The 26,254-nt window shown below is 68.0% G+C and carries 26 protein-coding genes and 1 pseudogene; 15 read left to right on the top strand and 12 right to left on the bottom strand.

The annotated features are described in order from the left end of the window. Window positions 1-4 precede the first annotated feature (4 nt). From ABRP34_RS15445 to ABRP34_RS15455, 3 genes are all read left to right on the top strand, one after another. Window positions 5-1,027: a DctP family TRAP transporter solute-binding subunit gene (locus ABRP34_RS15445; RefSeq protein WP_003802928.1), complete on the top strand. Its 1,023-nt coding sequence runs from the start codon at window positions 5-7 to the stop codon at window positions 1,025-1,027. A gap of 97 nt (window positions 1,028-1,124) precedes the next feature. Further along, window positions 1,125-3,044, top strand: a complete 1,920-nt coding sequence (locus tag ABRP34_RS15450; protein ID WP_353710868.1) for a TRAP transporter large permease subunit — start codon at window positions 1,125-1,127, stop codon at window positions 3,042-3,044. Between the two features lie 37 nt (window positions 3,045-3,081). Further along, entirely contained in the window at window positions 3,082-3,981 is a 900-nt protein-coding gene (locus tag ABRP34_RS15455; protein ID WP_353710869.1) for an NAD(P)-dependent oxidoreductase, read from the top strand. Between the two features lie 24 nt (window positions 3,982-4,005). Here the strand turns inward: ABRP34_RS15455 and ABRP34_RS15460 are convergent, their stop codons facing one another. Genes ABRP34_RS15460 through ABRP34_RS15470 form a run of 3 tightly spaced genes read right to left on the bottom strand, consistent with a single transcriptional unit; the run spans window position 4,006 to window position 5,799 of the window. Next, window positions 4,006-4,338 carry a hypothetical protein gene (locus ABRP34_RS15460; RefSeq protein WP_353710870.1) on the bottom strand — a complete coding sequence of 111 codons (333 nt, stop codon included), beginning with the start codon at window positions 4,336-4,338 and terminating at the stop codon, window positions 4,006-4,008. Window positions 4,339-4,375: 37 nt separating this feature from the next. Further along, window positions 4,376-4,855, bottom strand: coding sequence for an NUDIX domain-containing protein (locus ABRP34_RS15465; RefSeq protein ID WP_353710871.1), 480 nt, complete (start codon window positions 4,853-4,855; stop codon window positions 4,376-4,378). Window positions 4,856-4,875: 20 nt separating this feature from the next. Beyond that, window positions 4,876-5,799, bottom strand: coding sequence for an EamA family transporter (locus ABRP34_RS15470; RefSeq protein ID WP_353710872.1), 924 nt, complete (start codon window positions 5,797-5,799; stop codon window positions 4,876-4,878). Window positions 5,800-5,869: 70 nt separating this feature from the next. Here ABRP34_RS15470 and ABRP34_RS15475 point away from each other — a divergent pair, with 70 nt between their 5' ends. Further along, window positions 5,870-6,736, top strand: coding sequence for a LysR family transcriptional regulator (locus tag ABRP34_RS15475; RefSeq protein WP_353710873.1), 867 nt, complete (start codon window positions 5,870-5,872; stop codon window positions 6,734-6,736). 66 nt (window positions 6,737-6,802) lie between these two features. Further along, entirely contained in the window at window positions 6,803-7,129 is a 327-nt protein-coding gene (locus tag ABRP34_RS15480; protein WP_353710874.1) for a hypothetical protein, read from the top strand. 60 nt (window positions 7,130-7,189) lie between these two features. On the opposite strand, the gene ABRP34_RS15485 is transcribed toward ABRP34_RS15480, so the two are convergent. Together ABRP34_RS15485 and ABRP34_RS15490 are read right to left on the bottom strand one after the other, a co-directional pair. After that, a complete protein-coding gene (locus tag ABRP34_RS15485; RefSeq protein WP_003802947.1) occupies window positions 7,190-7,570 on the bottom strand; it encodes a hypothetical protein in 381 nt (126 codons plus the stop codon). Between the two features lie 5 nt (window positions 7,571-7,575). Continuing rightward, window positions 7,576-7,833 carry a hypothetical protein gene (locus ABRP34_RS15490; protein ID WP_353710875.1) on the bottom strand — a complete coding sequence of 86 codons (258 nt, stop codon included), beginning with the start codon at window positions 7,831-7,833 and terminating at the stop codon, window positions 7,576-7,578. A gap of 408 nt (window positions 7,834-8,241) precedes the next feature. Here ABRP34_RS15490 and ABRP34_RS15495 point away from each other — a divergent pair, with 408 nt between their 5' ends. The 4 genes from ABRP34_RS15495 to ABRP34_RS15510 all read left to right on the top strand — a co-directional run bounded on the left by ABRP34_RS15495 (window position 8,242) and on the right by ABRP34_RS15510 (window position 13,897). Beyond that, window positions 8,242-8,925 (top strand): TetR/AcrR family transcriptional regulator C-terminal domain-containing protein, encoded by a 684-nt coding sequence (locus ABRP34_RS15495; protein ID WP_353710876.1) that lies wholly within the window; start codon window positions 8,242-8,244, stop codon window positions 8,923-8,925. 273 nt (window positions 8,926-9,198) lie between these two features. Beyond that, on the top strand, window positions 9,199-10,221 hold the full coding sequence (locus ABRP34_RS15500; protein WP_353710877.1) for a 3-oxoacyl-ACP synthase III: 1,023 nt from the start codon (window positions 9,199-9,201) through the stop codon (window positions 10,219-10,221). Beyond that, on the top strand, window positions 10,215-12,911 hold the full coding sequence (locus tag ABRP34_RS15505) for an alpha/beta fold hydrolase (RefSeq protein ID WP_353710878.1): 2,697 nt from the start codon (window positions 10,215-10,217) through the stop codon (window positions 12,909-12,911). The genes ABRP34_RS15500 and ABRP34_RS15505 overlap by 7 nt, the downstream gene beginning before the upstream one ends. Continuing rightward, window positions 12,908-13,897, top strand: coding sequence for an NAD-dependent epimerase/dehydratase family protein (locus ABRP34_RS15510; RefSeq protein ID WP_353710879.1), 990 nt, complete (start codon window positions 12,908-12,910; stop codon window positions 13,895-13,897). Before ABRP34_RS15505 ends, ABRP34_RS15510 begins: the two co-directional genes overlap by 4 nt. Here ABRP34_RS15510 and nagA read toward each other — a convergent pair. From nagA to ABRP34_RS15530, 4 genes are read right to left on the bottom strand one after another with little or no spacing between them, the layout of a single operon-like run. Further along, window positions 13,894-15,033 (bottom strand): N-acetylglucosamine-6-phosphate deacetylase, encoded by a 1,140-nt coding sequence (gene nagA / locus ABRP34_RS15515; RefSeq protein ID WP_353710880.1) that lies wholly within the window; start codon window positions 15,031-15,033, stop codon window positions 13,894-13,896. The genes ABRP34_RS15510 and nagA overlap by 4 nt on opposite strands. Beyond that, window positions 15,030-16,100: an SIS domain-containing protein gene (locus ABRP34_RS15520; RefSeq protein WP_353710881.1), complete on the bottom strand. Its 1,071-nt coding sequence runs from the start codon at window positions 16,098-16,100 to the stop codon at window positions 15,030-15,032. The genes nagA and ABRP34_RS15520 overlap by 4 nt, the downstream gene beginning before the upstream one ends. Before the next feature lie 47 nt (window positions 16,101-16,147). Continuing rightward, entirely contained in the window at window positions 16,148-17,110 is a 963-nt protein-coding gene (locus ABRP34_RS15525; protein WP_353713381.1) for a BadF/BadG/BcrA/BcrD ATPase family protein, read from the bottom strand. Continuing rightward, window positions 17,110-18,528 (bottom strand): sugar porter family MFS transporter, encoded by a 1,419-nt coding sequence (locus ABRP34_RS15530; RefSeq protein WP_043419893.1) that lies wholly within the window; start codon window positions 18,526-18,528, stop codon window positions 17,110-17,112. Before ABRP34_RS15530 ends, ABRP34_RS15525 begins: the two co-directional genes overlap by 1 nt. A gap of 128 nt (window positions 18,529-18,656) precedes the next feature. Between ABRP34_RS15530 and ABRP34_RS15535 the strand changes: the two genes are divergently transcribed. Further along, a complete protein-coding gene (locus tag ABRP34_RS15535) occupies window positions 18,657-19,373 on the top strand; it encodes a GntR family transcriptional regulator (protein ID WP_353710882.1) in 717 nt (238 codons plus the stop codon). A 225-nt stretch (window positions 19,374-19,598) separates the two neighbouring features. Beyond that, window positions 19,599-20,066 carry a hypothetical protein gene (locus tag ABRP34_RS15540; RefSeq protein WP_353710883.1) on the top strand — a complete coding sequence of 156 codons (468 nt, stop codon included), beginning with the start codon at window positions 19,599-19,601 and terminating at the stop codon, window positions 20,064-20,066. A gap of 66 nt (window positions 20,067-20,132) precedes the next feature. On the opposite strand, the gene ABRP34_RS15545 is transcribed toward ABRP34_RS15540, so the two are convergent. Then, window positions 20,133-21,296 carry an ABC transporter substrate-binding protein gene (locus ABRP34_RS15545; protein ID WP_353710884.1) on the bottom strand — a complete coding sequence of 388 codons (1,164 nt, stop codon included), beginning with the start codon at window positions 21,294-21,296 and terminating at the stop codon, window positions 20,133-20,135. 171 nt (window positions 21,297-21,467) lie between these two features. Beyond that, window positions 21,468-22,088, bottom strand: a complete 621-nt coding sequence (locus tag ABRP34_RS15550; protein ID WP_353710885.1) for a hypothetical protein — start codon at window positions 22,086-22,088, stop codon at window positions 21,468-21,470. Window positions 22,089-22,276: 188 nt separating this feature from the next. Here ABRP34_RS15550 and ABRP34_RS15555 point away from each other — a divergent pair, with 188 nt between their 5' ends. The 4 genes and pseudogenes from ABRP34_RS15555 to ABRP34_RS15570 all read left to right on the top strand — a co-directional run. After that, entirely contained in the window at window positions 22,277-23,293 is a 1,017-nt protein-coding gene (locus ABRP34_RS15555; RefSeq protein ID WP_353710886.1) for an ABC transporter substrate-binding protein, read from the top strand. A 225-nt stretch (window positions 23,294-23,518) separates the two neighbouring features. Next, window positions 23,519-23,749: a hypothetical protein gene (locus ABRP34_RS15560; protein WP_353710887.1), complete on the top strand. Its 231-nt coding sequence runs from the start codon at window positions 23,519-23,521 to the stop codon at window positions 23,747-23,749. 4 nt (window positions 23,750-23,753) lie between these two features. Further along, the gene (locus ABRP34_RS15565; protein WP_353710888.1) at window positions 23,754-24,767 is read left to right on the top strand and encodes a pirin family protein; all 1,014 of its coding nucleotides are present in this window, start codon (window positions 23,754-23,756) and stop codon (window positions 24,765-24,767) included. A 119-nt stretch (window positions 24,768-24,886) separates the two neighbouring features. Then, window positions 24,887-25,021 (top strand): annotated as a pseudogene (locus tag ABRP34_RS15570) (N-acetyltransferase); the annotation flags it as partial. 197 nt (window positions 25,022-25,218) lie between these two features. Here ABRP34_RS15570 and ABRP34_RS15575 read toward each other — a convergent pair. Then, a complete protein-coding gene (locus ABRP34_RS15575) occupies window positions 25,219-26,223 on the bottom strand; it encodes a LacI family DNA-binding transcriptional regulator (protein ID WP_353710889.1) in 1,005 nt (334 codons plus the stop codon). Between the last annotated feature and the right edge of the window lie 31 nt (window positions 26,224-26,254).

The raw sequence follows: 26,254 nt of genomic DNA on the forward strand, positions 1-26,254 counted from the left end.
TCACATGAAATCGAAGACCCGCGCCCTCACCGGAGTGCTGGCATGCACCGTCGCCGCCTCCGTCCTCGCCGGCTGCGCACCAGGGGCGCCCGGCGGCGGCTCGCCCGTTGCCAAGATCCAGCTGTCCATCCCGGACCCGCTGACCTCCTCGGTGGGCGTCTCCGCCCAGCACTTCGCCGACCAGGTGAAGAAGACGTCCAACGGGTCCGTGGTTGTCACGGTGGTACCGAACGGAACGAGCTTCAGCGGGGACCAGAACGCCGCTGTCACGAGGCTGCAGGGCGGCTCGCTGGACGCACTGATCCTGTCGACGTCGGTATATGCGTCTGTGGTGCCCGAAATGAACGCCATCAGCATCCCCTACCTCTTCGACGACACCAAGGAAGAAGCCGCGTTCCTGGCCGGCAAACCCGGGGACGTCCTGAAGGAAAAGCTCAAGGAGAAGAACACCGTCGCGCTGTCCTTCCTCACCCGGACCGGACGGCAGATTACCAACTCCGAACGTCCCATCGAGCAGCCGTCGGACCTGAAGGGCCTGAAGATCCGGGTCCCCGGCAACCCGCTGTGGACGGACTTCTTCGGCAAGCTGGGCGCGAGCCCCACCACCATGGCCTTCTCCGAGGTCTTCACCGGCCTGCAGACCGGAACGATTGACGGCCAGGAAAACCCGATTGAGGTGCCGTGGACCAACAAGTTCTCGGAAGTCCAGAAGTACGTCTCACTGACGCACCACATCAACGATGCCTGGGTCCTGGCCCTGTCCTCGAAGAAGTGGGACTCGCTGAACGAGGACCAGAAGAAGATCCTGACGGATGCCTCGGCTGAGACCGCCACGTTCAAGACCGAATACGACGCCGAGCAGTCGGAGAAGCAGCTGGCCGAACTCACCGCCAAGGGCATGAAGGCCAACGAGCCCACCGCCGCCGGACTCGAACAGTTCAAAGCCGTCTCCAAGAGCCTGTACCCGGACTTCTCGAAGCTGATCGGCAAGGAATTCTTCGACCAGGCGATCGCCGCAGCCCAGTAATCCCCTTTCGAGGGCCGGAGCGCAGTCCGCCGCCCCGGCCCTCCGCCCACATCCCGCACTCACCATCCCGCTCTCAACGATGACAGTCTGGAAAAACATGGAACATACACTCGCCCCGAAGGAACTCGAAGAGGTCCTTCCGTCCGATGCGGAAGAGATCCTCCACCACGGGCACGTCGCACCGCGCTGGAGCGGAGCCGTCTGGCTGGACAAGGCCCTGGAATGGACCGTCGGCGCGGCCATCCTTGCCGAGCTCGTGGTTATCCTGCTGAACATCATGGTCCGGGTTGTCACCGGGGATTCCGTGCTGTGGACGCAGGAAGTCTCCGAGATTGCACTGCTCACCATCGCCTTCATCGGTGGTGCCATCGCCTACCCCAAGGGTGCCCACATGTCAGTCCAGGCACTGGTGATGCGCCTGCCGGTGAGCTGGAAGCCGTACCTGGCGGCCCTCGTGGACTGCCTTGTCTTCGTCATGAGCGCCGGCTCGCTCGCGCTGTTCATTCCCACCCTGGTCCAGCAGCTTGAGGAAAAGACGCCGATCCTCCAGCTGCCGGTTTTCTGGGTCTCGCTGCCGTTCGCGCTGGGCATGGTGCTCATCGCCTGGTTCGCGGTCCTGAAGCTTTGGCGGCAGCCGCGCCGCGCGGTCCTGGCGGCTACCGGCATCACGGCGGTTCTGGCCGCGGCCGTCCTCTTCGCCCAGCCGCTCTTCTACTACGCCTCGCCGAACGTCGTGCTCGGCGTGGTTCTCGTTGGCCTGTTCGCCCTGCTGTTCCTCGGCCTGCCCATCGCGTTCGTGCTCGCACTCGCCTCGGGCATCTACCTCTACCTGGGCGGCATCTCGGAGGTCAGTGCCATCCCGATCGGCATGGCATCTGGTGCGAAGGGCTTCGTGCTGCTGGCCATCCCGTTCTTCATCCTCGCCGGAACCGTCATGAACTCCGCCGGCCTGACGCTGCCGCTCGCCAAGCTCGTGGACGCGCTCATCGGGCACCTGCGGGGCGGCCTGCTCCAGGTGGTCGTTGTGACCATGTACATCTTCTCCGGCATCTCCGGCTCCAAGGTTGCGGACGTCGCGGCCGTGGGCACCACGATGCGCGGCATGCTCGAGGAACGCAAGTACCCCCGCGGCGAGGTGGTCGCGGTGCTGTCTGCCTCCGCCATCATGGGTGAAACCATCCCGCCGAGCATCGTCCTGCTCATCCTCGGCTCCATCACCACCATCTCCACCACCACGCTGTTCCTTGCTGGCTTCGTTCCCGCCGCGTTCCTGGCCCTCGTGGTCATGGGGCTCGTCTTCTTCCGAGCCCGCAAGCAGGGCGGCGTGTCCAGCCCGAAGGCCACCTGGCGCGCCCGCGGCTCCGCCACCTTCTTCGCCATCCCCACACTGCTGCTCCCGGTGGGCATGGTGGTGGGCATCCTGAGCGGCTTCGCCACCCCCACCGAGGTGTCCTCGGTCGCCGTCGCCTACGCCTTCGTGCTGGCCGCCGCCTACCGGCGCGGCAGCAGGCGGCTGCTGGGCGATACCCTGCGGGAAACAACCACGACAGCGGGCATGGTCCTGTTCATCATCGCGGCAGCCTCACCGCTCGCCCAGACCCTCGCGCTCGCCGGTGTGTCCCAGCAGATCCACGACCTCATGTCGGGCCTGGGCGACTCGCCCGTGCTCTTCATGCTCTTCACCATCGTGCTGCTGATCATCATGGGTCAGCTGCTGGAGGGCCTGCCGGCCGTGCTGATCTTCGCGCCCCTGCTCCTGCCGATCGCCACTGATTTCGGCGTCAACCCGGTGCAGTACGCCATGGTCCTGATCATCGCCATGGGCATCGGTTCGTTCGCGCCGCCGGCCGGCGTCGGCTTCTATGTGGCCTGTGCGACGGGACACGAAACCGTGGAAAAGAGCCTCAAGCATTTCTGGCCGTACCTCATCGCAGTGTTCATCGGGCTGCTGGTGCTTGCCGCCGTTCCCTGGTTCAGCACCTTCCTGCCGGCCATGGCCGGCCTGATTCCCTTCTAGCAGCGTGAGCACAGTGACAGACAAAGCAGTGACAGGCATGCAGGATCAGAAGTCCGGGGTTCCAGCGTCGGTGGCTCTGCTGGGCACCGGCCCGATGGGTGCGCCCATCGCCAGGAACATCCTGGCCGCCGGGGTCCCCCTCACACTCTGGAACCGCACCGCGGAAAAGGCCAGGGCCATCGGCGGGGGCCGGGTGGCCGCGACGCCGGCGGAGGCTGCGGCCGGCGTGGTCCTCACCGTCCTGCCGGACCTGCCGCAGGTCGCCGACCTGCTGCCCGGCGAGGACGGACTCCTGGCCGGGTGGAAGGCGGCCGGCATCGGGGAACCGGTCCTGGTCATTCACGGAACAGTGTCTCCGGTGGCCGTGGCCCGGTTTGCCGAGGACAGCCGGAACCGGTACGGGGTGACGGTAGTGGACGCGCCCCTGAGCGGAGGGACCATCGGGGCGGAGGAAGGCCGGCTGAGCACCATGGCCGGAGGACCGCGCGACACTGTGCGGAGCCTCGTGCCGCTCTTTGAGCTCTACAGTTCCACCGTCGTCTGGTTCGGGGAAGCGGGGGCCGGGTCCACGGTCAAGGCCTGCAACCAGATCGTCGTCTCTGCCACCGTCACGGCCCTGGCTGAGGCCATGGCCGTGGCCACGGCCACAGGGCTCGACCCCGGAAAGGTGCAGTCGATCCTTGCCGGGGGACTGGCGAATTCGGAGGTGCTCAGGCAGAAGGGCCAGCGCTGGATCGACGGGGAGTTCGAAGGTGGCGGTTCTGCGAAAAACCAGCTGAAGGACCTGAACTTCATCGCCGAGATCGCCAAGGACACCGGGTTGAAGCTGCCTCTCTCTGCCAGCGTCCGCGCTGCCTTCGAGGTGATGGTGGAGGCCGGCGACGGCGACCTCGACCACACCGGGATCTACCGGACGGTCCTGGGGCAAACCAGCTAGGTGCGGGGGCCGCCCGGCGCCACGTCAGGAGCCGGTGAGCCGCCGGGCGTGCTCGGCCTCGGCGGGGTCGAGCTCGCCGGGGCCGGCGCCAAGGAATTTCCAGTGGCTGGTGCGGCCATCCGGGCCGGTCAGGGTTTCCTGGCGGAGGGCGCTGTCGATGCGGCTGCGGACCAGGGCCTCGTTCGCCGGTTCCGTGGCGAAGATGATCCGCAGCGCGACCGTGTTCCCGTCCCCGTCCCTGTCCGGCCGGGTGTGGTGCGGCGCCAGCGGGCAGCACGGCGGGTGGTCCCAGCTTCCGCACAGCTCAAGGGTGACCGCGGCACCCAAGGCGCGCAGGTCGCCGTCGGCTTCCATCATTACAGTGGCCTCGTGTATGAACGCCGCACGCATCGTGTCATTCAACCTCGGTGCCCCGGAGATGCTGGATAAGCGCGTCGAGGATTGGCAGTTGGCCCTTGACCAGTTTGATGCGGGCCTCGGATTCGCCGATCCACTCGGCCCGGTCGATCTCGGGGAAGTGCTGGACCGTCCCTGAGCCCTTGGGCCACTCCAGCGGAAACGTGTTGCTCAGGATTTTCTCGGGCTTGAAGGCGGACTCGGCCGTGAATGCCGTGATGAGCTTTCCCGAGGGCTGCCGGAACGTGCCGAGCAGCACGTAGTCCGCGGACGGGGCCGGGACGCCCATTTCCTCGGCGAACTCACGCTGCGCCGCCGCGAGCGGATCCTCATCCTCAAGGTACTCGCCCTTGGGTATCGACCAGGCCCGCTCATCCTTGCGCTCCCAGAAGGGGCCGCCCATGTGGGCGATCCACACTTCCACTTCCGCCGCGCTGTTCTGCCGATGCAGCAGAAGGCCTGCACTCCTGACAGCCATGTTGCCCTCCTGCCCCAAGGCTACCCCGGGGATGCCGGGACGGACCGGCGCCGGCAGCGTCCGGCCAGCAGAACGGCCGCCACGTTGGTGGCAACGATGACGGCCATGCCCAGCCACTCGTGCAGGACGAGGAACTGGCCCAGCACGATGGTCCCCGAGAGGGCGGCCAGCAGCGGGTTGATGCTCATGTATACGCCGAAGAAGCCGGGCTGGATGTGCCGCAGCGCGATGAGGTCCGCGGCGTAGGGGATGACCGAGCACAGCACGCCGGCGACGACCGAGTAGCCCAGCGCCGGACCGGACAGGGAGCCCTGGGCCACCAGATAGGTGGCCACCGGCAGGTAGAAGACAAGGGAAACAGCCGTGGCGGCCGCCGGGGCCTGAAGGCCCGGCAGCCGCTGCCCGGCAACCCTGTTCAGGACAATGTAGGCGGCCCAGCATGCGGCCGCGGCCATGGCGATGCCGATGCCGGCGAAGTCGCTGCTGGGACCGGGCAGCACCAGGACATAGACGCCGCAGCCGGCGCAGGCCGCACACAGGATGTCCAGCCAGGTCCTCGAGCGCATCAGGGCAATGGCCAGCGGGCCGAGGAACTCCAGCGTCACGGCCAGGCCCAGGCCGATCCGCTGGATGGCGACGTACAGGCAAATGTTCATCAGGGCGATGGCAGCGCCCAGGAGGATCGTCGGCCACCACTGGCGCCAGGTGAACCGGTGCAGGGGAGGCCGGGCCACAGGCAGGAGTACGGCGGCAGCGACGAGTTGCCGCACGGCCACCACGCCGGCGGGGCCGACTGCCGAAAATGCGTGTGCGCCGATGCCGGCGCCGATTTGGTTGCTGATTCCACTGCCGGTCATGGTCAGGACGCCGCCCAGGATCCGTCCCTGGGCTGGTGCTGACTGACTGCGGACGCGGCCGGTGCCGGGCTCTGCGAAAGTCTCCATAGACAGCAAGTGTGGGCGCAGAGCGGCGAACCTATAAATGTTCCGGCTGCCGGTTCTATACGATTGCCGTATGAATCTGGAACTGCGCCATCTGCGGGCCCTCGTGGCCGTTGCCGAGGCGCAGACGTTCACCGACGCGGCCATCGCCCTGGGCACGTCGCAGGCCAGCGTCTCGCGATCGGTCGCGGCGCTGGAGCGGGCCCTCGGCGTGCGGGTTTTCCAGCGGACGACGCGCAGGGTCACGCCCACGGCGACCGGCCACCGCATCATCGAGCACGCCCGGCGGGTCCTGGACGAAGCCCGCCTGCTGGAAGAGGCAGCGCGGGGTGGCGCCGGGGAACTCAGGGTGGGATACGCCTGGTCCGCGGTGGGCAGCCGGACACTGGCCGTGCAGCGGCGCTGGGAGGAATCGAACCCCGCTGTCCCGCTGGTCTGGGTGCAATCCGGGTCGCCGGCCGCCGGACTGGCCAACGGTACTGTTGATGTCGCCGTCGTCCGCAAACAGCTCAACGACCCCCGCTTCGCCGAGGTGCTGATTGGAACGGAAAGGCGCTACGCCGCGGTGGCCGCCACGGATCCGCTGGCCCGGCGGCGTTTCCTGCGCCTGGCTGACTTTGCCGGGCGGACGATCGCCGTCGACAGCCGGACCGGAACAACCACGGTGGACCTGTGGAGCCCGGAAGCGCAGCCGGCATCCCTCCGCCCCGTCCAGGGAGTGGACGACTGGCTGACACTGATCTCCACCGGGCAGGCGATGGGGATGTCCTCGGAGGCAACTACGGCGCAGTACCCGAGGCCCGGCGTGGCCTACAAGGTTGTCCGGGACGCCCCGCCCATTTCCGTGTTCCTCGCGTACTGGAAAGACGATCCGTCCGTGCTCATCTCCGACTTTGCCCGCCTCGCGCGGCAGGCCTATGACGACGGCGGCGCCGGCTGACTGAGGCGCCTTGTCCCGCCCCCTGAGCAGGAGGACACTGGAAAAAGGATGCGGAAGGAGTCTGTCGTGGGCAAGAAAACAGCGTGGCTTATTGGAGCAGCCGTCGCCGCGGCGGCTCTGGGAGGCGCCTCGGTTGCAGCGGCTTCCGTGAACCCCTTCGACGATGACTCGAGGACAAATGGCGGCACGGAACAGCAGCTGAACCAGACCGACCGAGACAAAGCAATCGACGCCGCAATGGCCAAAGTCGGGTCAGGGCAGGTGACCGAAGTCGAGCGGGGCGACAGCGCGGGTTCTTCGTATGAGGTGGAGATCCGGAAGAGCGACGGGTCCGAGGTGGAAGTGAATATCGGCGCCAACTTCCAGGTCCTGAGCCAGAGTCCGGACGACTGACGGGCGCGCGCTGCCGATCGGTCTAGCCACCACTGGTCGAGCTGGTCACCGCTGCGTCGGTCAGCTGTTACCGGGGTGGACGAGACTGTCGGAGTCCTGTTCGTTTGCCGGTGCGTCTGCGAGTCCCGCCGGTGATAGGTCGAATTCGTGGATGCTTTGGCGCTCGGGAATGGCGGGGGAGAGGCTGCAGGGGGTAGTCATCATAGGTTCTTTTCTCGGGAATCTGAATGGCAGGACGAAGCGTTCGGTGGTGGCCAGAACGCGGGAGCCGCCGCATTTGGCGCAGCTGAAGGCGGCGGCAAGCGTTTCCCTCTGGGGGTCCATGACGGCAATGGAGTCGACGACGAGGTGGTGGTCGGTGTCGCATCCTGCGCACCAGGGCCGGTTGCCCCGGGGCTGGTGCGCATCCCCGGGAAGGTATGTGCTGACGGACGTGTCCACGTCGACTAAACCAGGCCCGGGCAGCTGGCCAGGATGTAGTCCGCGGCGGCTGGGCCCTTCATGCGCAGGCCGTTCCGCCCGGGGTGGATGTGTTTTTTCTTCATGGCCGCCCAGAAGGTGCTTTCGGGCCGCGGCGCCTCTTGGCGGAGGAAACACCAACTGGTGTAAAGGCCGTAGAGGCGGTCCCGGCCCAGCGGTGAGTCCGAGTGGTCATCGGCGGTGGTGGCTTCTTGGAGGAACTGGTCATATTGCGAATGTGCCATGGATGGCTCTTTTCCGCTGGGTGCCTGGGTGCCGCCGTCGGGCTGCAGCGGGTTACGCCTCGGGGCCCTGCACGGGAGCGGCGAAGCGGGGGTCCGGCGGCCGGCGCTCTCGAGGAGCGCCGGGCGGGGGGAGGCCGCTTTACACGGCCCCATAGCTCGGTTTAGGAGTGAGCGTGGCTCCGGTTACCTGCTTGGCTGGACTGCGTGTGAGCTGACATGGGTACTCCTGGGTGGTGTGAGCGACCGGAACGGTCATGCCACCAGGGTCCCGCTTCTGAAACCGGCGATAACAACTTCTCTACGCTGTAGACTTTACGCGTAGACTACCTAATAAGCAACCGCGCTGACCACAGAGGAGGTGGGTCCCCTGGACCGCCCAAAGGAGCCGTGTCGCCCGTGGATAAGCCGTTGACCGCCACGACTGCGGGCACGAAGAGCCGCCTCAGCCGTGACCTTGTGCTCACTGCGGCGTTGAAGCTGCTGGACGCCGAAGGGCTGGACGCCCTGACAATGCGCCGGCTGGGGCAGGAGCTCGGCCGGGATCCAATGAGCCTGTACCGGTATGCTGCCAACCGGGCCGCGCTGCTGGACGGCGTGACCGAGCTGGTCCTGAACGAACTGGCGATCATCGGTGACGATCGGGACTGGCAGACGCAGTTGCGGCGGATAGCCCATGACCTGCGGCTCCTGGCGCTCCGGCACCCCAATGTTGTGCCGCTGCTGGTGACGCGCCCACTCTCCACTCCCCTGGGCCTGCGTCCGCTGGGCACGCTGCGCCCTCTGGAGCAGATCCTGTCCCTGCTGATCGACGCCGGATTCGGGCCCGGCGATGCGCTCCATGTGTACAGGGCCTATTACGGGTTCCTGTACGGGCACATCCTCAATGAGTTGCAGGAATTCATCGTCGATCCGGAAGAGAATGAGGCGTTGCTCCGTCTTGGACTGCACCGTCTTCCCGCTCGGGAGTTTCCCCGGCTCCGCGCGTTGGCTCCGGTTCTGGCTGACTACGACGGGGCGGCCGAACTGGACCAGGGCCTGGACATTCTGCTCTCCGGCCTCGCAGCCAGGCTGACTCCGCGCAACAACCCCTGAGGTGAACAAATCCGGGGCAATCCCCGGGCGGCATGTGTAGTCACGGCGGCGGGATGATTTGAAAACTAAGCCTACTGACGATATTTTGGGTTGCAATGTCTCCGCGTTCCCCATTCGTGGATGCATCGCAGCCGCGGCGAGGATTTACTGCGCAGCCACGGGCGAGAAATATGAAGGGGTCCGGACCCGTATCGGCATAGTTAAGCTTTTGGGCTTGCATTTATGGGTACAGTCACCGCATGAATGCAGGACGGGAACGAACAGGGGCTTGACTTGGCAGGAAATGCAACCTTCAGGCACAGCAACACCGCGCTGCTTTCGGTGAGCAGTGTCGAGGCTCCGAGGATCGTGAGTTCCACGGATTTCGACCGCAGGTTGGCTTCGACCCTGCAGCGGCTGAAGTTCCCGCCGCGGCTGCTTGAGCGCGTCGCCGGCATCACGCACCGCCGCTGGTGGGCCGCGGGGACCTCGTTCGATGATGCCGCGGTTGAAGCGGGCGCCAAGGCCCTGGCGGAGGCCGGCGTCGAAGCGTCCGACATCGGCCTGCTGATCAATACTTCGGTCACGCGGCGCAACCTCGAACCGTCCGTGGCGGTGAAGATCCACCACGGACTGAGCCTGCCGTCGTCGGCCATGAACTTCGATCTGGCCAACGCCTGCCTCGGATTCGTCAACGGCATGACGCTGGCGGCCAACATGATCGACTCCGGCCAGATCAGGTACGCGATGATCGTCAACGGTGAGGATGCCCAGGCAACGCAGGAGGCGACCCTGGCCCGGTTGCAGCGGCCCGAGACCACCCGCGAGGACTTCAACCGCGAATTTGCCACCCTTACCCTCGGCTCCGGAGCCGCTGCGGCCGTCCTTGGCCCGGCAGACCAGCACCCAGGAGCGCACCGGATCCTCGGCGGCGTGATGCGCGCCGGCACGGAGCACCATGAACTGTGCGTGGGCGGCATCGACGGGATGGCCACCGACACCAAGGGCCTGCTCGACGGCGGCCTGCGGCTCGTGGTCGACGCCTGGAATGAGGCCCAGCCGGAATGGGACTGGGCGTCGATGGACCGTTACATCACGCACCAGGTGAGCACTGCTTATACCCAGGCCATCATCGGCGCCATCGACCTGGACCCGGACAGGGTGCCGATCACGTTCCCGCACTGGGGCAATGTGGGCCCGGCCTCCCTCCCCATGACCCTCGCTGCTGAAGCCCAGACCCTCGGAACCGGGGACCGCGTGCTGTGCATGGGCGTCGGTTCCGGTCTCAACACCGCCATGGTGGAAATCGTTTGGTAACCGCCGGCTGGCACGGCGTCGACCCCGCATGGTCGCGCGAAATCGCGGTGGCGTCCACCTCTGCCGCGGATGAGCCCGGAACCGTGCGCCGCTGGCACCTGCTCGACAACGGCGCCGAGCTCTCCCGCCGTGGCCTGGCTCCCGCCGGCACCCTGCTGTGCGTCCACGGCAACCCGACGTGGTCCTACCTGTGGCGGACCTTGCTGGCCGCCGGGTCCGATCCCGCACATCCGTGGCGCGTGGTGGCGGTGGACCAGCTGGATATGGGCTTCTCCGAGCGCACCGGCAGGTTCCGGCGCCTGGCGGACCGAATCAACGACCTCGGCGACCTTACCGACGCGCTGGGCCTGGACGGGCCGGTCGTCACGGTCGGTCACGACTGGGGCGGCGTGATCAGCCTCGGCTGGGCCTTGGCGCACCCGCAGCACGTCTCCGGGGTGGTTCTGACCAACACAGCCGTCCACCAGCCCTCCGGTGCGGCAATCCCGCCGGCCCTCCGGCTTGCCCTGCACCCCGCCGTGCACCGGTGGGGCACGACGACGTCGGACACCTTTCTGCGGGTGACACACTCGCTGGCCAACCCGCCGCTGCCCGCCGACATCCGAAAGGCCTACATGGTCCCCTACCGCGGAGCCCGCCGCCGGGCCGGGGTGGGGAATTTTGTTGCGGACATTCCCGCAGACGCTTCCCATCCCAGCTTCCCGGCGCTTAGCCGCGTCGCGGAAGGGCTTCGCGGGCTCAAGGTTCCGGCCCTGATGCTCTGGGGTCCCCGGGATCCCATCTTTTCCGACCGGTACCTCAAGGACCTCATCAGCCGGCTTCCGCACGCGGACGTTCACCGCTTCGAAGGTGCCGGACATCTCGTGGCTGAAGACCGAAACATTGCCGCGCCTGTCTTCCAATGGCTTGCCGGGCACCGCGGTACCAGTGGAGCCGGTTCCCCGGCAGCCGAAGCCGCAGCGACCCGTGGCCAGGGGCTGAAGGGTGCGGAGGAACGGGGGCGCGCGGGATTCCGGCCCCTTTGGGAGCTGCTCGGCGAACTGGCGGCCGGGCCTGCGAAGGGAGCTACCGCCGTTGCGGAAATGGGGCCGGACGGCAGAGTCAGCCGCTCGCTCAGCTGGCAGCAGCTGGACGGAAACATCCTGGACCTCGCCGCGGGGCTGCGGGAAGCCGGAGTGCGGAGCGGCAGCCGGGTGAGCCTGATGGTTCCGCCCGGTGTGGACCTGACCGTAGCCCTCTACGCCTGCCTGAGGCTGGGCGCCGTGGTGGTTGTGGCCGACGCCGGACTGGGTACCAGCGGCCTGAGCCGCGCCGTGAAGGGTGCCACCGCCGATTTCCTCATCGGAATCGACAAGGCGCTGGCGGCGGCCTCGGTGCTCGGCTGGCCGGGACGGCGAATCAGCGTGCAGGACCTTCCGGCCGCCCGCCGCCGCATCGTGGGTGTCGAAACCTCCCTCGCCGCCTTGGCCGGGCGCGGTGCCGGACGCGGTGCACGGCGGCCAACGCACACCGTGGACCCAGCCGCCCCAGCCGCCGTACTCTTCACATCCGGCTCCACCGGCCCTGCCAAAGGTGTGCTCTATACGCACCGGCAGCTTGCCGCGATGCGGGATACAGTGGCCGAAACTTTCGGGATCCGTCCCGGTGCCCGGCTCGTGGCGGGCTTTGCCCCGTTCGCCTTGCTGGGGCCGGCGCTCGGAACGGTTTCGGTGACGCCGGCCATGGACGTTACTGCGCCCCGCACCTTGACGGCCCGCGCGCTGGCGGACGCCGCCGCGGCCATAGAGGCAACCGTGGTCTTCGCCTCGCCGGCGGCGTTGCGCAACGTCCTTGCCACCCGGGATGCCGTGGGTGGCGCAGGGCATAAAGCCCTGGAAAGCATCGAGTTGCTTCTTTCTGCCGGCGCACCTGTCCCGGAACCGCTCCTGGCGGAGGTGCAGCGGCTGATGCCCCGGGCCTCGCTGCATACCCCGTACGGGATGACTGAGGCGCTGCCGGTCACCGACATCAGCCTCGAACAAATCCAGGCCGCCGATGCCGAAACGGTTGCCGGCACCGTGGCGGGAGCAGGCAACGGCGTGTGCGTGGGGAGGCCTGTGCACGGCGCCCGCGTGGCCGTTGTCCCACTGGCTGCCGATGGCACTGCACCCGGGTCCCACCTCGTGACGGAGGCTGGCGTGACGGGCGAGATTCTGGTCAGCGCCGCGCACGTCAAGGAAGCTTATGACCGGCTCTGGCTGACCCAGCGGGCAAGCACCAGTCTGCCCGGATGGCACCGTACCGGCGATGTGGGGCACTTCGACGCCGCCGGCCGGCTCTGGGTGGAAGGACGTCTCGACCATGTCGTGACGGCGCCCGGGGCCGCGGTGACGCCCGTGGGCGCCGAACAGGCCATCGAACGCCTGGACTGCGTCCGGCTGGCCGCCATCGCCGGGGTTGGGCCGGCGGGGACGCAGGCCGTCGTCGCCGTCATCGAGACCGTACCTCCCGCCCGGAAAGCCGGCCCTGCTGCGCCGGAACTCTCCGGGCGCGTCCGCAGGGCGGCCCGTGAGGCTGGCGTGAATGTCTCCGCCGTGCTCGCAGTCCCCGCTCTGCCCACCGACATCCGGCACAACGCCAAGATCGACAGGACCCGCCTGTCCCGCTGGGCTTCACGGGTGCTGGCCGGCGGCCGTCCGGGAGAGCCATGAGGGTCCTCGTCACCGGCGCAAGCGGGCTGCTCGGGCGGGAAGTGGCCCGGCTGCTGGTCCGCCAGGGCCATGCCGTGGCCACGTTCCAGCGCCGTCCCTCAGGAATCGACGGCGCAGCAGACTTCTGCGGGTCCCTGACGGACGATGCAGCGCTCAGGCGAGCAGTCGAAGGGTCTGACGGAATCATCCACCTGGCCGCCAAAGTCTCTTTTACGGGCCGTGCCGTGGAGTTCGACGAGGTGAACGTCGAAGGAACCCGCCGTCTGCTCCATTCCGCCCGTGCGGCCGGGGTGCGGGACGTGGTGTTCGTCTCCTCCCCGTCCGTCGCCAACTCCGGCGCCGCCATCGTTGGGGCGGGCGCGGAACCGGCTGACCCGCAGCATGCGCACGGCGACTACTCCCGCACCAAGGCCGAGGCGGAGCTGCTGGCACTGGCGGCGGATGCTCCGGAATGCCGCGTCGCAGCGGTGCGGCCCCACATCGTCTGGGGCCCCGGCGACACCCAACTGGTGGAACGGGTCCTGGCACGCGCCAGCCGCAGCCGTCTGCCGCTGCTCGACGCGGGTGCGGCCCTGATCGACACCACCTACGTGGACAATGCCGCCTCGGCCATGGTTGCCGCGCTGCACCGCATGGAACACGTCCATGGCCGCGCCGTGGTCGTCAGCAACGGCGAGCCCCGCCCGGTCGGTGAGCTGCTGGCGGGCATATGTGCTGCAGGGGGCGTGCCTGCGCCGTCGTGGACTGTGCCAGGTGGGGTGGCGCGGGCGGCGGGAGCGGTGGTGGAAAAGCTCTGGACCTGGGCAGGACGGAAAGAGGAGCCGCCGATGACCAGGTTCCTGGCTGAGCAGCTCTCCACCGCCCACTGGTTCGATCAGCGCCAGACCCGTGAACTCCTCAACTGGACGCCCGCTGTCTCGCTTGACGAGGGACTGGCAAGGCTGGCTGAGCACTACAGTTGCGGGTCAGCGGCGCCACGACACTAAGTCGACGCGGTCAACCAGCGGCCTGCCTTCATCACGGCGGCCACCTCGAGTTCGGGGCTGAGCACCACCAGGTCCGCCTTGCGTCCGGCCTCAATCCGGCCGACGTCGGAGAGCCCCAGCATGTCCGCCGGGTTCTGGCTGGCCGCCCGGACGGCGTCAGCGAGCGGGATGCCGGCGTCGTGGACTGCGTGCCGTACCGCGGCGTCCAGCGTGAGGATGCTGCCGGCGATGGTGCCGTCGCTGACGAGGCGCGCCTCGCCGTCGGACACCCGGACGTCCAGCCCGCCGAGCTGGTATGTGCCTTCCTGCGCGCAGGCCGCGGCCATGGCGTCGGTGACGAAGACAGCGCGGGCCGGGCTGGCGGCAATGAAGCGGACCAGCGACGGGTGGAGGTGGACGCCGTCGGCAATGACCTCCGCGAAAACGGCGGGGTCCTCCAGCAACGCCAAAGCCGGCCCGGGTTCCCGGTGGTGCAGCGGCCGCATCGCGTTGAACACGTGCGTCCCGGCGGTGGCTCCTGCGGCAATCGCCTCGCGGGCCACGTCGTATCCAGCCCCGGTGTGGCCGATGGCCGCGACAGCGCCGTAGCCCGTGATCTGCCGGATGGCGGCCAGCCCGCCTTCCAGTTCAGGCGCGATCGTGACCATCCGCACGGTGCCCCGCCCGGCCAGCATCAGCCGGTCGATGGCCGACGCTTCCGGCGCGAGCAGAAGTTCCGCCGCGTGGGCGCCCCGGTGGTCGGGGCTGAGCCACGGGCCCTCGAGATGAATGCCGGCCAGCACCCCCCGCTCCACCAGGGCCGCCAGCGCGGCCACCGCCTTCTCGAGCTGCGTGAGCGGGGCGGTGACCAGGCTGGCCATCAGCGTGGTGGTGCCGTGCGAGCGGTGCACGCCGGCGATCCGGACCCCGGCGGCAGCGGGATCGGAGTCGTTGAAGCTGAAGCCGCCGCCGCCGTGGATGTGGGCGTCCACGAAGCCCGGCGCGAGGATGGCGTCCGGAAAGTGCGCGTCGGGCTCCCGGGCGGGCAGCCCGGGACCCGCCGCGGTGATCCGGCCGCCGTCGGTCTCCACCCAGCCGGGCTCCAGCACGGCATCAGGCAGGATGACCCGTGACGCGGAAATGAGCGTGGGACTCACCAGGTTTCCGTGATCTTGCGAAGGCCGCGGGGAGCGTCCGGGTCCCGGTGGCGCGCGGCCGCCATCGCGTGGGCCAGCCGCTGCAGGGGCATGATCTCCAGGATCGGCGAGAGCTGTTCGTGGACGGCCGGCAGCGGCACCACGTGGTTCAGCGGGCGGGCGGCCCCGGCATCACCCACCAGGCAGACATCTGCTCCCCGTTCGGCGAGGCGGTCCAGCACGGGGTGCAGGGCACGGCCGCCGGCGCCGGGCGAGGCGACGGCGATGACTGGCCGGTCGGCGTCGATCATGGCGAAGGGCCCGTGCAGCAGGTCGGCGCCGGAGAAGGCGTGCGCGGCCAGGTAGGACGTTTCCATCAGTTTCAGCGCCGCCTCCCGTGCGGTGGGGTAGGAAAAGCCGCGTCCCGTGGTGATGATGTGGTTTACGAAGCGGTAGCGGTCTGCAACCTCCAGTATCTCCGGCCGGGCCAGCACATCGGCGGCGAGACGCGGCAGGCCCGCGGCTTCCGCCCCGTTTCCTCCGGCCCAGGCGTCGATCAGCTGCCACAGCGCCAGCAGCTGCGACGTGTAGCTCTTGGTTGCGGCCACGGCACGCTCCGGCCCGGCCAGAATGTCCAGGTGGTGCCGGGCGGCAGCGGCCAGCGGAGATGAGGGCGCGTTCGTGACGGCTACGGTGAGGGCGCCGCCCCGGGCAGCAGCGGCGGTGGAGTCCACCAGGTCCGGGGAGCCGCCGGACTGGCTGACCGCCAGCCACAGCACGCCGTCCATCTTCGGTTCCGCGCCATAGACGGTAAGGCTCGACGGCGACGCCAGCCCGGCCGGCAGTCCCAGCACCGTCTCGATGAGGTACTTCGCGTACAGGGCCGCATGGTCGCTGGTGCCGCGCGCGGCCAGCAGGACGTACCTGATGTCCGCGTCCCGGAGGGTGGCGGCCAGACGGGTGATGGCGGGACGCCCCTGTTCAAGCTGGCGGGCGAGTGCCTCCGGCTGTTCCAGGATTTCAGCGGCCATCAGGGAACCGGGAAGCGGGGTTGCGGCGGCAGGGGCGAGCGTGTTTTGCGAGGTCATGGGTCTCCTTGGGTTGGGATCAGTGGGCAGGGATAAAAGGGGACGGATCAGGCGGGGATCTTGGCGGCTGGCGGTGCGCCCGCAAGCTGGCCGGCCAGCTCCACGGCGCCCCAAGCGGGTGCGCGGTCCAGCACGCGGACGTCGGTGAGGCCGCTGACTGCCAGCAGCTCACGCACCCTGCCGGCCAGCGACGGCTGGTTGACCAGCATTCCGCCCGCCAGCAGGACCGGTGCTCCTTCAGGAATGGTGCCCAGCCGCCGGTTCACCGTCAGGGCCAGGACTGCGAGGTGCTGCGCGGCGTCCTCGGCGATGGCTGCGCTCGCGGCGTCCGAGGCGGCGAGGTCGAACACGGTGCCGGCCAGCCCGGCCCAGTACCGGCGCTCCGGCCGGCGGTAGAACAGGTCCAGCAGGTCGCCGGGTTCTGTGAGTCCGGTCTGCGCCAGGAGGTGGACGGTCAACGGCCCGGCGGCCAGTCCGTCGTCGGATTCCCGCAGGGCGTTGCGGACCCCGCTGCGGGCCACGGCGTAGCCGCTGCCCTCGTCGCCGAGCAGATAGCCCCAGCCGCCGGCCCGGGCTTCGCGGCCGTCGACGGCCTTCGCCCACGCGGCGGAACCGGTGCCGGAGATGAGGACGGTGCCTGCCGTGAGGCCGCCGGCCGCAAGGATGATGCGGGTGTCGTGGTCCACGTGGATCCGGGAACCGGGGAACCGACGGGAGAGCAGGCCGGCCAGCTGTTCCCGGGCTGCCGGGGTGTCCGCCCCCGCAGCACCGGCAAACACGGCACCGATTCCGTGGCCTGCAGGATCGGCGACGCCCAGCCGGGCAGCGAGGTCATCCACCGCCGCGGCGGCTTCGTCCGGACCGACGGAGGCGATGTTCGCGCTGCCCACCGTACATTCAGTGAACCGTCCGCACTCAGCGGACCGCTCAACGTCCGCCAGGATGGCGTGGGTCTTGGAGCCGCCAATGTCTAAACCGAGGACACGGTCCGGGCCGGGGAGGGGCCGCATCACTTGGCCGCCGGCTTGGTGCTGCTGCCGGTGGTGCCGGTGGCCTCGGGCCAGCGGGCACCGTTTTCCCAGTAGTGGCGGATTTCCTCGAGGTTCCGGCCCTTGGTCTCGGGGGCGAGGCGGTGGACGAAGACGAAGCCGGCGACGGCCAGCGCCCCGAACACTGCGAACGTGCCGGCACCGCCGAGCCGCTGGAGCATGGTCAGGAAGAACGCCGCGACGATTACGTTGGCCACGAGGTCCGAGGTCAGCATGGCGCTGGCGCCCAGGGAACGCAGCCGGGCGGGGAACGACTCCCCGGCGTAGACCCAGACCAGCGCGCCGAAACCGAACGTGAAGCCCACAGTGAACAGCAGGACCCCGAGGAAGCCGACCACGGTCAGGATTCCACCGAAGTCGCGGCCCACCATGAAGACGGCGACGAGGATGATGTTGGCGACAATCATCATGCCGATGCCGCCGAGCAGGATCGGACGCCGGCCCACCCGGTCCACGAGGGACAGCGACACGAAGACGGCAACCAGGGCAGCCGCCTGGACCAGTGCGGGCAGCAGGAGCAGAGCGGCGTTGCCGGTGAAGCCCATCGCCTCGAAGATCCGCGGGCTGTAGTAGACCACGGCGTTGATGCCGGTGATCTGGATAAAGAAGCCGAGCCCGACGACGAACACAGTCGCCTTCAGGTACGGCGAGCGGAGCATCTCGCGCAGGCCCCCGCCCCGCTCTTCGCTGATGGCGCGGCGCATGTCCGCCAGCTCGGCGTCGACGTCGGCATCCGGCTCGATCGAGCTGAGCGTGCGGCGGGCGTCTTCGGTGCGTCCGCGCATCATGTACCAGCGGGCGGTGTCGGGCAGGCGGAGGGTGACGGCGAGGACCGCGAGGGCCGGAACGGCGGCGAGGCCCAGCATCAGCCGCCAGTTTTCGGAGGCCGACAGTACGTAAGCGGCCAGGTAGCCGATGATGATGCCGATGACCGTGGCCACCTGGTACGCCACGAGCAGGGCGCCGCGTACCTTGGGTGGCGCTGACTCGGCCACGAAGACGGGCACCACCACCACGGAGATGCCGATGGTCAGGCCCAGGAGCAGGCGGGCCACGAGCAGCATGGGCACGTCAGCCGCGAGGGCGCTGAGCACCGCAAAGGCGGCATACGCTCCGGCGACGCCCACCATGCAGGCCTTGCGGCCCAGTTTATTGGCGAGCCAGCCGCCGAGGACGGCGCCCAGGACTTCACCGATGACGACGGCGGTGGTCACCAGCTCCTGTTGGCTGGTGGAGAGCTGGAACTCCTTGGTGATGAACAGCAGGGCGCCGGCGATATTCGACAGATCGTAGCCGTAGATTATGCCAATGGTGGCGGCGGTGCCGCCGACCAGAAGGCCGAGGCGGGGCGTCTGGCGCAGGTCTTGCAGGAACGACATCTTTGGGTCCTTGGAAGTGGGATGGGGGATTGGGGGTCCGGGAACCGGTACGAACCGGAATTGGTGTAAACCAATTTCCATTATTTTGGCCTAGACCAATTTTCGTGTCAATAGGTACCATCAGATTTATGGAAACCTCCGCGGCCGCTGTCCTGCCCAAGTACTACGTACTCAAGGAGCAGATCCTCACCCTCATCGAGGACGCGGTGCCCGGAACCCTGATCCCCACCGAACGCGCGCTCGCGGAGCAGTACGGAACCTCCCGTACCACCGTCCGGCAGGCGATCGGTGAGCTGGTGGCCGAGGGCCGCCTCGACCGGACGCAGGGGCGCGGGACTTTTGTGGCGCCGCCCAAGGTGACGCACGTCCGCCAGCTGACGTCCTTTTCCGACGACGCCGCGAGCCAGGGCCTCACTGCTGCGGCCCGGATCGTGGATGTAAGCGTGCTTCCCGCGGATCCGGCCACGGCGCGGCGCCTGGCGGTGGAGCCGGGGACGGACATCCACCGGGTGGAGCGGATCAGGCTGGTGGACGGCGAGCCTCTTGCGCACGAGATTGCGTTCCTTGCCGGGCCGCTCCCGGACCTGGCGCGGACCGTGGCCGAGCGCGGCTCCTTGTATGCTGCGCTGCGCGAGGACTACGGAATCCGGATCGTCGAGGTGGAGGACACCGTGGAGACCAAGCTGGCCGGACCGGCGGAGGTGCAGCTCCTCGACGTCGAAATGGGCGCCCCCATGCTGCTGGTCCACCGGCTCGGCTTCACCCCCGACGGGCGGCCCGTGGAGTGGACCGAATCGGTGTTCCGGGGCGACCGGTTCCGCTTCGTGGCGCGGATGCACGTTTAGGGACGGTGCTGGCCCTTGGGCGGAACGCCCGCAAACGTGCTGCCGGCACACCCGGAACCGTGCCGTCGGCACACCCGTTTGTTACGCCCAACTGCGGAAGATGAAGCACTGTTTCGTTGCGCGACGGCGGGTGTCGCCGGGCATTGTGAAGCAAGTTACCGGGTGGTTGTGTAAGTCCATAATCACGACGGGGCGGCATAACGCCCTCCCTGAATCGAGGGGGACATGATCACAGCTTTGGTTCACAGAATCCGGACGCAATGCGGGGCGGAACTGAACACCTTCCGCAGCCAGGTGCACGCACTGGCGCGGCAGGACATCGGTTCCGGAGGCCTGGATGCGGCGGCCACCACCATGGCCCGCCGGCCGTGCCTTGCCACCCCGGGAGTGTCCGTTGACATCGTCGGCTTCACCTGCCCCCGTTCCTCCGACGGCGCCCCCTCGGTGCGCGTCGCCGTGTCCATGAGCCTGCAGCCCGGCCGGATGGCCTCCGCCGTCCACTGGGAGGAGGCCCACGCCTGGGCCGGAGCCGTGGCCGGCGGCGAATGGGTTGCCGCCGAATATGTCGGAAGCCAGGAGGGCCCGGACGGCAAGACCTTTCACTACGCCCTGAAAAACGCAGAGGACCCGTACGCAGTGCCTGAGTATTCCGCAGTGCCGGAGTACTCTTCGGACTATTCCGCGGTCCCGTAAACGCGGCCCAAACCAAAAGGATCCGGCGGGAATGTTCCTGCGGATCCTTTTTGTATATCTTCGCCGTTATTCCTTGCCCAGCCCTGCGGCAGAGGTCTTTTCACCGGTGACTTCATTCAGCTTCGCCAGGTCGAAGATGCCGTTGATGTCGGCCTGCTTGGTGGTGCCGGCGTCCACGCCGTCCTGCAGCAGCTTCTTGAACGCCCCGGCCAGCGGGTCCACCGTAAACACGATGTTCTTCAGCGAACGGTCAATGACATTTTGGGCCAGTGCCTTGCCGGCGTCCTGTTTGAGGGCGGCGTTGACGACGGCGGCCTTCTCGGCGGCCGGAGTGTCGTTGAGCCACTTCACGGCCTCGACGTGGCCCTTGAGCAGGGCCTCCACCGTCTGCGGGTGCTCCGCGGCGAACTTCTTGTTCACGATCAGGATGGTGGTGGGGAACTCGCCGGGCTTGCCCGTCAGCGACCCGTCCCACAGGTCCTTCTCATCCACCAGGACCTTCGCTCCGGCCTGGAGCACCAGACGGGAGGCCCACGGCTCAGGCAACCACGCGCCGTCGAGCTTGCCATTCTGGAACAGCTTCAGGGTCTGGGCGTTCTCGGTGGGGTTGATCGCAACGTCCCCGCCGCCGTCGGTGTTGGTCTTGTAGCCCTGCTTGCCCAGCCAGGCGCGCAGTGCCACGTCCTGAGTGCCGCCCAGCTGCGGGGAGGCCAGGGTCTTGCCCTTGAGGTCGGCCGCGGTCTTGATCTCCGGCTTGACCACCAGCTGCGCCCCGCCGGAGGCCGCCCCGGCGATGATGCTGATGGACTCGCCCTTGCTCTTGACGAACGAGTTGATGGCCGGGTTCGGGCCGATGTACGTGGCGTCGATCGCGCCGGCGTTCAGCGCCTCGATCGCCGCCGGGCCGGCGTTGAACACCTGTGTGCTCAGCTTGGTGTCGCCCAGCTCCTTGGCGATGAAGCCCTTCTGGACGCCAACCAGCGCGGTGGCGTGGGTGATGTTCCCGAAGTAGCCCAGCTTCAGCTCGGTGGCGGGGCTGGTGGCGGCGGCCGCGTTGGCGGACTCCGGGGCGGCGTTGTTGGCGGCCGTGGTGGCGACGGCGACGCCTGCTCCCAGAACGGCAAGGATGCCGGCGGCAATGCCGATCTTGAGCCCGCTGGGGCGTTTCCGGCCGGCAGGCTGGCCTGCGGCGATCCGGGTGGAGCCCGGGAAATCGTTCGGAGAAGTCATGATGTTTCCTTCTGGATGATGGAGCGGAGGGGATAGCGCTGAGCGTTGGATTGAGATTACGGAGGCCCCTCGGGCGGCCACAATGGCAGCCGACGCAGGCGTTCACCCGGCGTCGCAATGGTTCATCCTGGCGGTCTTATGGCTTCACCGGGAGTCGCGGAACGTCAAAAATCAGGCGTGTAGCCCGTCCTGGGCGGACGTCAAGGTTTCCAGCACGGCAGGCAGGAGGTGCTGTTGCCGGCCCCAGACCGGGTCGAGCAGTTCGACGTACCAGGAGTCGGCCAGCAGCAGGGCGAGCGATTCGTTGCTTTCGCGCGCCCAGTCCTGGATCTGCTCTGATTCGACCGGATTTTCGCTACTTCCCAGGACGGTCACCACTTCGCCGTCGTGCAGTGTGACCGGAACGGACGCCTGGCTGACCTCCCCCGGGGCGTGGGCGATGGCAATGAGTTCCGTCCCGGCGGACAGCCGCAGCAGGAGGGCCGCCGACTCGGCGGAGCAGAAGCCGGTGACGTATTCACGCTGGGCGTGGCCGGCGTCGGGGCCGAGGCCGGGCTGGGATTCCTTGGTGAACAGTCCGCTGCGGTTGAGCTCAGCCAGCTGGCCGGCGATGGGCAGGGTCTCGTCGTCGAAGCGCGGGGCGAGGGTTCCGGGCTGGTACTCGCTGGTGCCCTCAAGCCACCGCGCGGTCAGCTCTCCGGCTGCAGCGAGTGTACTTGCCTGCCGCCACACTTCACGGTCTGCCAGAAGCCTGCCGTAGCCGTCACGTTCGGTGGTGAATTGATCGCTCATACTCGATGCTAGGCGCGGTTCCGGGGTGAGCGGCAGGCCCAATGACGCCGTCGAACGCCGTATTAATCGCGGTTACGCCGCGTATCTTCCGGTTTCTCCGCGCTTTGACCGCCGTTTTGGGCTACCGGATAGTTGCTGCCACAACCTTCGCGTTCACTTTTCCATTCCGCTACTTCCAGGGGGCAATCATGGTCCGTCAGTCTCTCAAATCCCGCGCGGGCGCACTCAAGCCGGGGGTGGGCCTGGCCCTCGCCGCCATCAGCCTGCTGGCGCTCTCCGCCTGCTCCGACCCCGGGGCTGCGGCTGCCGGCGGTGCGGCGTCCTCGAAGGCGCCCGCCACCGCCGTCACGTCGGCGGCCAAGACGTTCAACCTGACGCCCGAGCAGGACCGCTTTACCGTCACCGTGGACGAGGCCGCTGCGGCGCAGGTTCCGGAAGCCATCAAGAAGGACGGGAAGCTGACGGTTGCCGTCAGCCCGTTCGCACCGCCGCTGGCGGTTTACGCCACGGACAACAAAACGCCGGTGGGCAACGAAGTGGACATCGCCGTCGCACTCGCCCAGACGCTGGGACTGGAGGCCGAGATCGTTCCCACCGCCTGGGCGGACTGGCCCCTCGGCGTCGAATCGGGCAAGTACGAGGCTGTCCTCTCCAACGTCACCGTGACGGAGGAGCGCAAGCTCAAGTTCGACTTCGCCAGCTACCGGGACGACAAGCTCGGCTTCTATGCCAAGAGCGACAGCGGCATCACCAAGGTCGAATCCGCCGCGGACGTTGCGGGCAAGCGCGTCATTGTTGGCTCGGGCACCAACCAGGAATCCATCCTGCTGCGCTGGGACGAGGAGAACAAGGCCAAGGGACTGAAGCCGGTCGAGTTCCAGTACTACGACGACGACTCCGCTTCGAACCTGGCCCTGCAGTCCGGTCGCGCGGACCTGACCTTCGGGCCGAACGCCACCGCCGCCTACAAGGCCGCGACCGACCAGAAGACCAAGCTGGTGGGCCTGGTGGACGGAGGGTGGCCGTTGAAGGCGAGCATTGCCGCCACCACCAAGAAGGGCAACGGCTTCGCCGCAGTTGCGCAGGCAGGGCTGAACCACCTGATCGAGGACGGCACCTATGGCAAGATCCTGGACCGCTGGGGCCTGTCATCCGAGGCTGTGGCCAAGTCAGAACTCAACCCGGCAGGGCTCCCGAAGAGCTAGTTTCGACGCCGGTTGCTCCGTAACTGCCCTTTTGATCCCCGAAAACGGCAGTTACGGAGCAGCCGATCAGTTTTCAGGCCGGTTCCGGTCCGCAACTGGCAGCGCCGTTGCTCTGGAAGCTGCATTGTTGAAAGGATGATCCTGGTTCCGCCGGCTCCGAGTCTGTGGACGGCGGAGCCGTGATGCTGCGCCGGCCGTCGGTGCGACGCCGTACTAAGGAGTGCCATGCTCAACCCGTTTTTCCTGGACAAGTCCGATCCCGGCAGCTGGAAGGCCCTGAACGGGGTGGCCCTGAAGGTTGCCGGCTCCGCGGAAGCAGCCGGGCTGGGCAGGACTGTTGTGGATCTGCTCAATGTCCGGGTCTCCATCCTCAGTGGCCACCCCGTCCGGCCGCGGCCGGCTGCGGGGAACGTCCCCGAGGACCGGGTCCCTGTCCACAGCGCGTCTGCGGGGTGATGGCATGAGCAACCTGGAGACCTTCCCCGAGGAGATCGTGTGCACCGAGGGGGACCACGCGGAAGCGGTGGAAATCCTGGCACCCCGGATGGTTCCTCTGGGCGGGCCCCGCGCCATGCCGGTGCGGCGGACCCTTCCCCAGAAGCAGCGCAGCCTCATCGGCGCCTGGTGTTTCCTGGACCACTACGGCCCTGACCTCGTCCCGGAATCCGGGGGTATGAAGGTCCCGCGTCATCCCCACACGGGCCTGGCGACGGTGAGCTGGCTGTTCACCGGCAGCGTCGCCCACCGCGATTCGGCCGGGTACGAGGCAATCGTCCGCCCCGGAGAGGTCAACCTCATGGTTGCCGGGCGCGGGATCTCGCACCAGGAGTTCTCCACCCCGGACACAGGCGTCCTTCACGGCGCCCAGCTCTGGTACGCGATGCCGGAGGAAACCAGGAACATGGCCCCGACCTTCCAGCACTATGCCCCGGAACCCGTGCAGGGAGAAGGCAGCGAGCTGCGTGTCTTCCTCGGTTCCCTGGCGGGGTCGTCCTCGCCCGTCACCACCTACACGCCGCCGCTGCTCGGCGCCGAGGCCGTCCTGCATGCCGGCGGACGGCTCGAGCTGGACCTGGACCCGTCCTTTGAGCATGGAATCCTGCTCGACACCGGCGAGGTTTCCATCGATGGCACGCCTATGGCGGTGGACCACCTGCACTATCTGCGCCCCGGGCGGAGCAGGGTCGCGCTGGAGGCCGGGCAGACGCCGGCCCGGGTGCTGATCCTCGGCGGAGAGCCTCTTGGAGAACAGATAGTGATGTGGTGGAACTTTGTGGGGCGCACCCACGAGGAAGTGGTCGCCTACCGCGCAGCCTGGCAGGCGGAGATCGGCGCCGAGCCGGCCGACGCTCCCGCCGGCAATACCTACCCGGACGGTGCCCCGTTCCCCCGCTTCGGGCCGTTCCCGGAAGGGTATCCGGCGCCGCTTCCCGCCCCAGCTTTGCCCAACGCCCGGCTTCGGCCCCGCGGTTAACCGACCATCCGACCCAGGAGGACTCTTGGAACAGCAAACAACCCTGACCGTCCAGAACGCACCGCAGCGCCGCCGCTACGAGCTCCGACGGCGACACCGTCATCGGCAAGGCGCATTACCTGCCGTATGACGGGGGACAGGGGCCGGAGCGGATTTTTTACCACACGACCGTCAGCGAGGACTACGCCGGGCAGGGTCTGGCCGCTCGCCTGGTCCAGGATGCCCTGGACGATACGCTGGACGCCGGCATCGCCGTCGTGCCCGTCTGCCCGTACGTCAAGCTCTGGCTGCGCAAGCACCCGGACTACCAGCAGCGCGCGACACCTGTGCACCCCGAGCACCTCGCCGCCCTCGAGAACGCGCAGCGGTAACGGACAGCAGCGTTCGCTGCGTTGTGGCAGCCGCTACGGTAGCCGGCCCGGCCGAGGGCGCAGCTACGGACCCCCGGCCTTCACCGCGCTGCCGCTTCGGCAAGTCCGGTGCTGCCGCGGACGATCAGGTCGCAGGGAAAGTCCACCCTCCGCGGCGGCTGCCCGGGCGTGTGGATGCGGTCCAGCAGCATCCGGGCTCCCACGCGGGCCATCTCCCGGCTGGGCTGGCGCACCGTGGTGAGGCTGAATGAATCCCAGGCCGCCATGTCGACGTCGTCGTAACCGATCACCCAGCACTCCTGCCCCGGGACCCGGTTGGCGCGCAGGGCATCGAGGGCGCCGAAGGCCATCAGGTCGTTGGCGCAGAAGACGGCCTGGGGCCGGTCGGCGCGGGCGAGCAGCCGGTTCATGACCTGCGCGCTGACGTCGTGGGAGAACCCGCCCTGGAAACGGAAATGCTCCGGCACGGCGTGCCCCAGCTCGGCCATCCTGCCTAGGAAGCCCTGGGCGCGCTCACGTGACGTGCTCGCGTTTTCAGCACCGCCGATGAAGGCCACCCGGGTCCTGCCGTTATCCAGGAGGTAATCGGCGACGGCGGCGCCCCCTTCGGTGTTGCTGCTGGAGACCTGGTCGCAGTCGAGGCCCTCCACCACGCGGTTGATCAGCACGATGGGGCTTTTCTTCTCAATGGCCGCCTGCAGCTCGACGGAATCCTCCGTCGCCGTCGTGAAGATGACCCCGTCGACGGCGTGTTCCCGGATGGCCTTCAGCGCGTCGTGGTGGCTACCGCCTCCCGCGTTCCAAATGACCACCCGAAAGCCCGCCGTGTCCAGTTCCCGGCTGAGTTCATCGAGAACCTCCGGATAGAACGGATTGGTCAGGTCGGCGACCACGACGCCGATGGTGTTGGTCCGCCTGGTCTTCATGGCCTGTGCACCGGCATGCGGCACATACCCCAGTGTCTCCATGGCCGCCTGTACCCGCGCACGGGTTGCAGGAGACAGTTTCGCGGAGGAAGACATTACCCGGGAGACCGTGGCCTGCGAGACGCCGGCGAGCTCTGCCACATCACGGCTTGTGACCATCGGTGCGTTCTCCTTGTTTCCTGGCGCGGCT

The organism is Arthrobacter sp. K5 (assembly GCF_040448525.1).
GTDB classification, from domain to species: Bacteria; Actinomycetota; Actinomycetes; order Actinomycetales; family Micrococcaceae; genus Arthrobacter; species Arthrobacter globiformis.

Coding starts and splice junctions, on each gene's coding strand:
- ABRP34_RS15445 (WP_003802928.1), top strand. CDS start 5: ATGAAATCGAAGACCCGCGCCCTCACCGGAGTGCTGGCATGCACCGTC.
- ABRP34_RS15450 (WP_353710868.1), top strand. CDS start 1,125: ATGGAACATACACTCGCCCCGAAGGAACTCGAAGAGGTCCTTCCGTCC.
- ABRP34_RS15455 (WP_353710869.1), top strand. CDS start 3,082: ATGCAGGATCAGAAGTCCGGGGTTCCAGCGTCGGTGGCTCTGCTGGGC.
- ABRP34_RS15460 (WP_353710870.1), bottom strand. CDS start 4,338: ATGATGGAAGCCGACGGCGACCTGCGCGCCTTGGGTGCCGCGGTCACC.
- ABRP34_RS15465 (WP_353710871.1), bottom strand. CDS start 4,855: ATGGCTGTCAGGAGTGCAGGCCTTCTGCTGCATCGGCAGAACAGCGCG.
- ABRP34_RS15470 (WP_353710872.1), bottom strand. CDS start 5,799: ATGGAGACTTTCGCAGAGCCCGGCACCGGCCGCGTCCGCAGTCAGTCA.
- ABRP34_RS15475 (WP_353710873.1), top strand. CDS start 5,870: ATGAATCTGGAACTGCGCCATCTGCGGGCCCTCGTGGCCGTTGCCGAG.
- ABRP34_RS15490 (WP_353710875.1), bottom strand. CDS start 7,833: ATGGCACATTCGCAATATGACCAGTTCCTCCAAGAAGCCACCACCGCC.
- ABRP34_RS15510 (WP_353710879.1), top strand. CDS start 12,908: ATGAGGGTCCTCGTCACCGGCGCAAGCGGGCTGCTCGGGCGGGAAGTG.
- ABRP34_RS15520 (WP_353710881.1), bottom strand. CDS start 16,100: ATGACCTCGCAAAACACGCTCGCCCCTGCCGCCGCAACCCCGCTTCCC.
- ABRP34_RS15525 (WP_353713381.1), bottom strand. CDS start 17,110: ATGCGGCCCCTCCCCGGCCCGGACCGTGTCCTCGGTTTAGACATTGGC.
- ABRP34_RS15530 (WP_043419893.1), bottom strand. CDS start 18,528: ATGTCGTTCCTGCAAGACCTGCGCCAGACGCCCCGCCTCGGCCTTCTG.
- ABRP34_RS15535 (WP_353710882.1), top strand. CDS start 18,657: ATGGAAACCTCCGCGGCCGCTGTCCTGCCCAAGTACTACGTACTCAAG.
- ABRP34_RS15540 (WP_353710883.1), top strand. CDS start 19,599: ATGATCACAGCTTTGGTTCACAGAATCCGGACGCAATGCGGGGCGGAA.
- ABRP34_RS15545 (WP_353710884.1), bottom strand. CDS start 21,296: ATGACTTCTCCGAACGATTTCCCGGGCTCCACCCGGATCGCCGCAGGC.
- ABRP34_RS15550 (WP_353710885.1), bottom strand. CDS start 22,088: ATGAGCGATCAATTCACCACCGAACGTGACGGCTACGGCAGGCTTCTG.
- ABRP34_RS15555 (WP_353710886.1), top strand. CDS start 22,277: ATGGTCCGTCAGTCTCTCAAATCCCGCGCGGGCGCACTCAAGCCGGGG.
- ABRP34_RS15560 (WP_353710887.1), top strand. CDS start 23,519: ATGCTCAACCCGTTTTTCCTGGACAAGTCCGATCCCGGCAGCTGGAAG.
- ABRP34_RS15565 (WP_353710888.1), top strand. CDS start 23,754: ATGAGCAACCTGGAGACCTTCCCCGAGGAGATCGTGTGCACCGAGGGG.
- ABRP34_RS15575 (WP_353710889.1), bottom strand. CDS start 26,223: ATGGTCACAAGCCGTGATGTGGCAGAGCTCGCCGGCGTCTCGCAGGCC.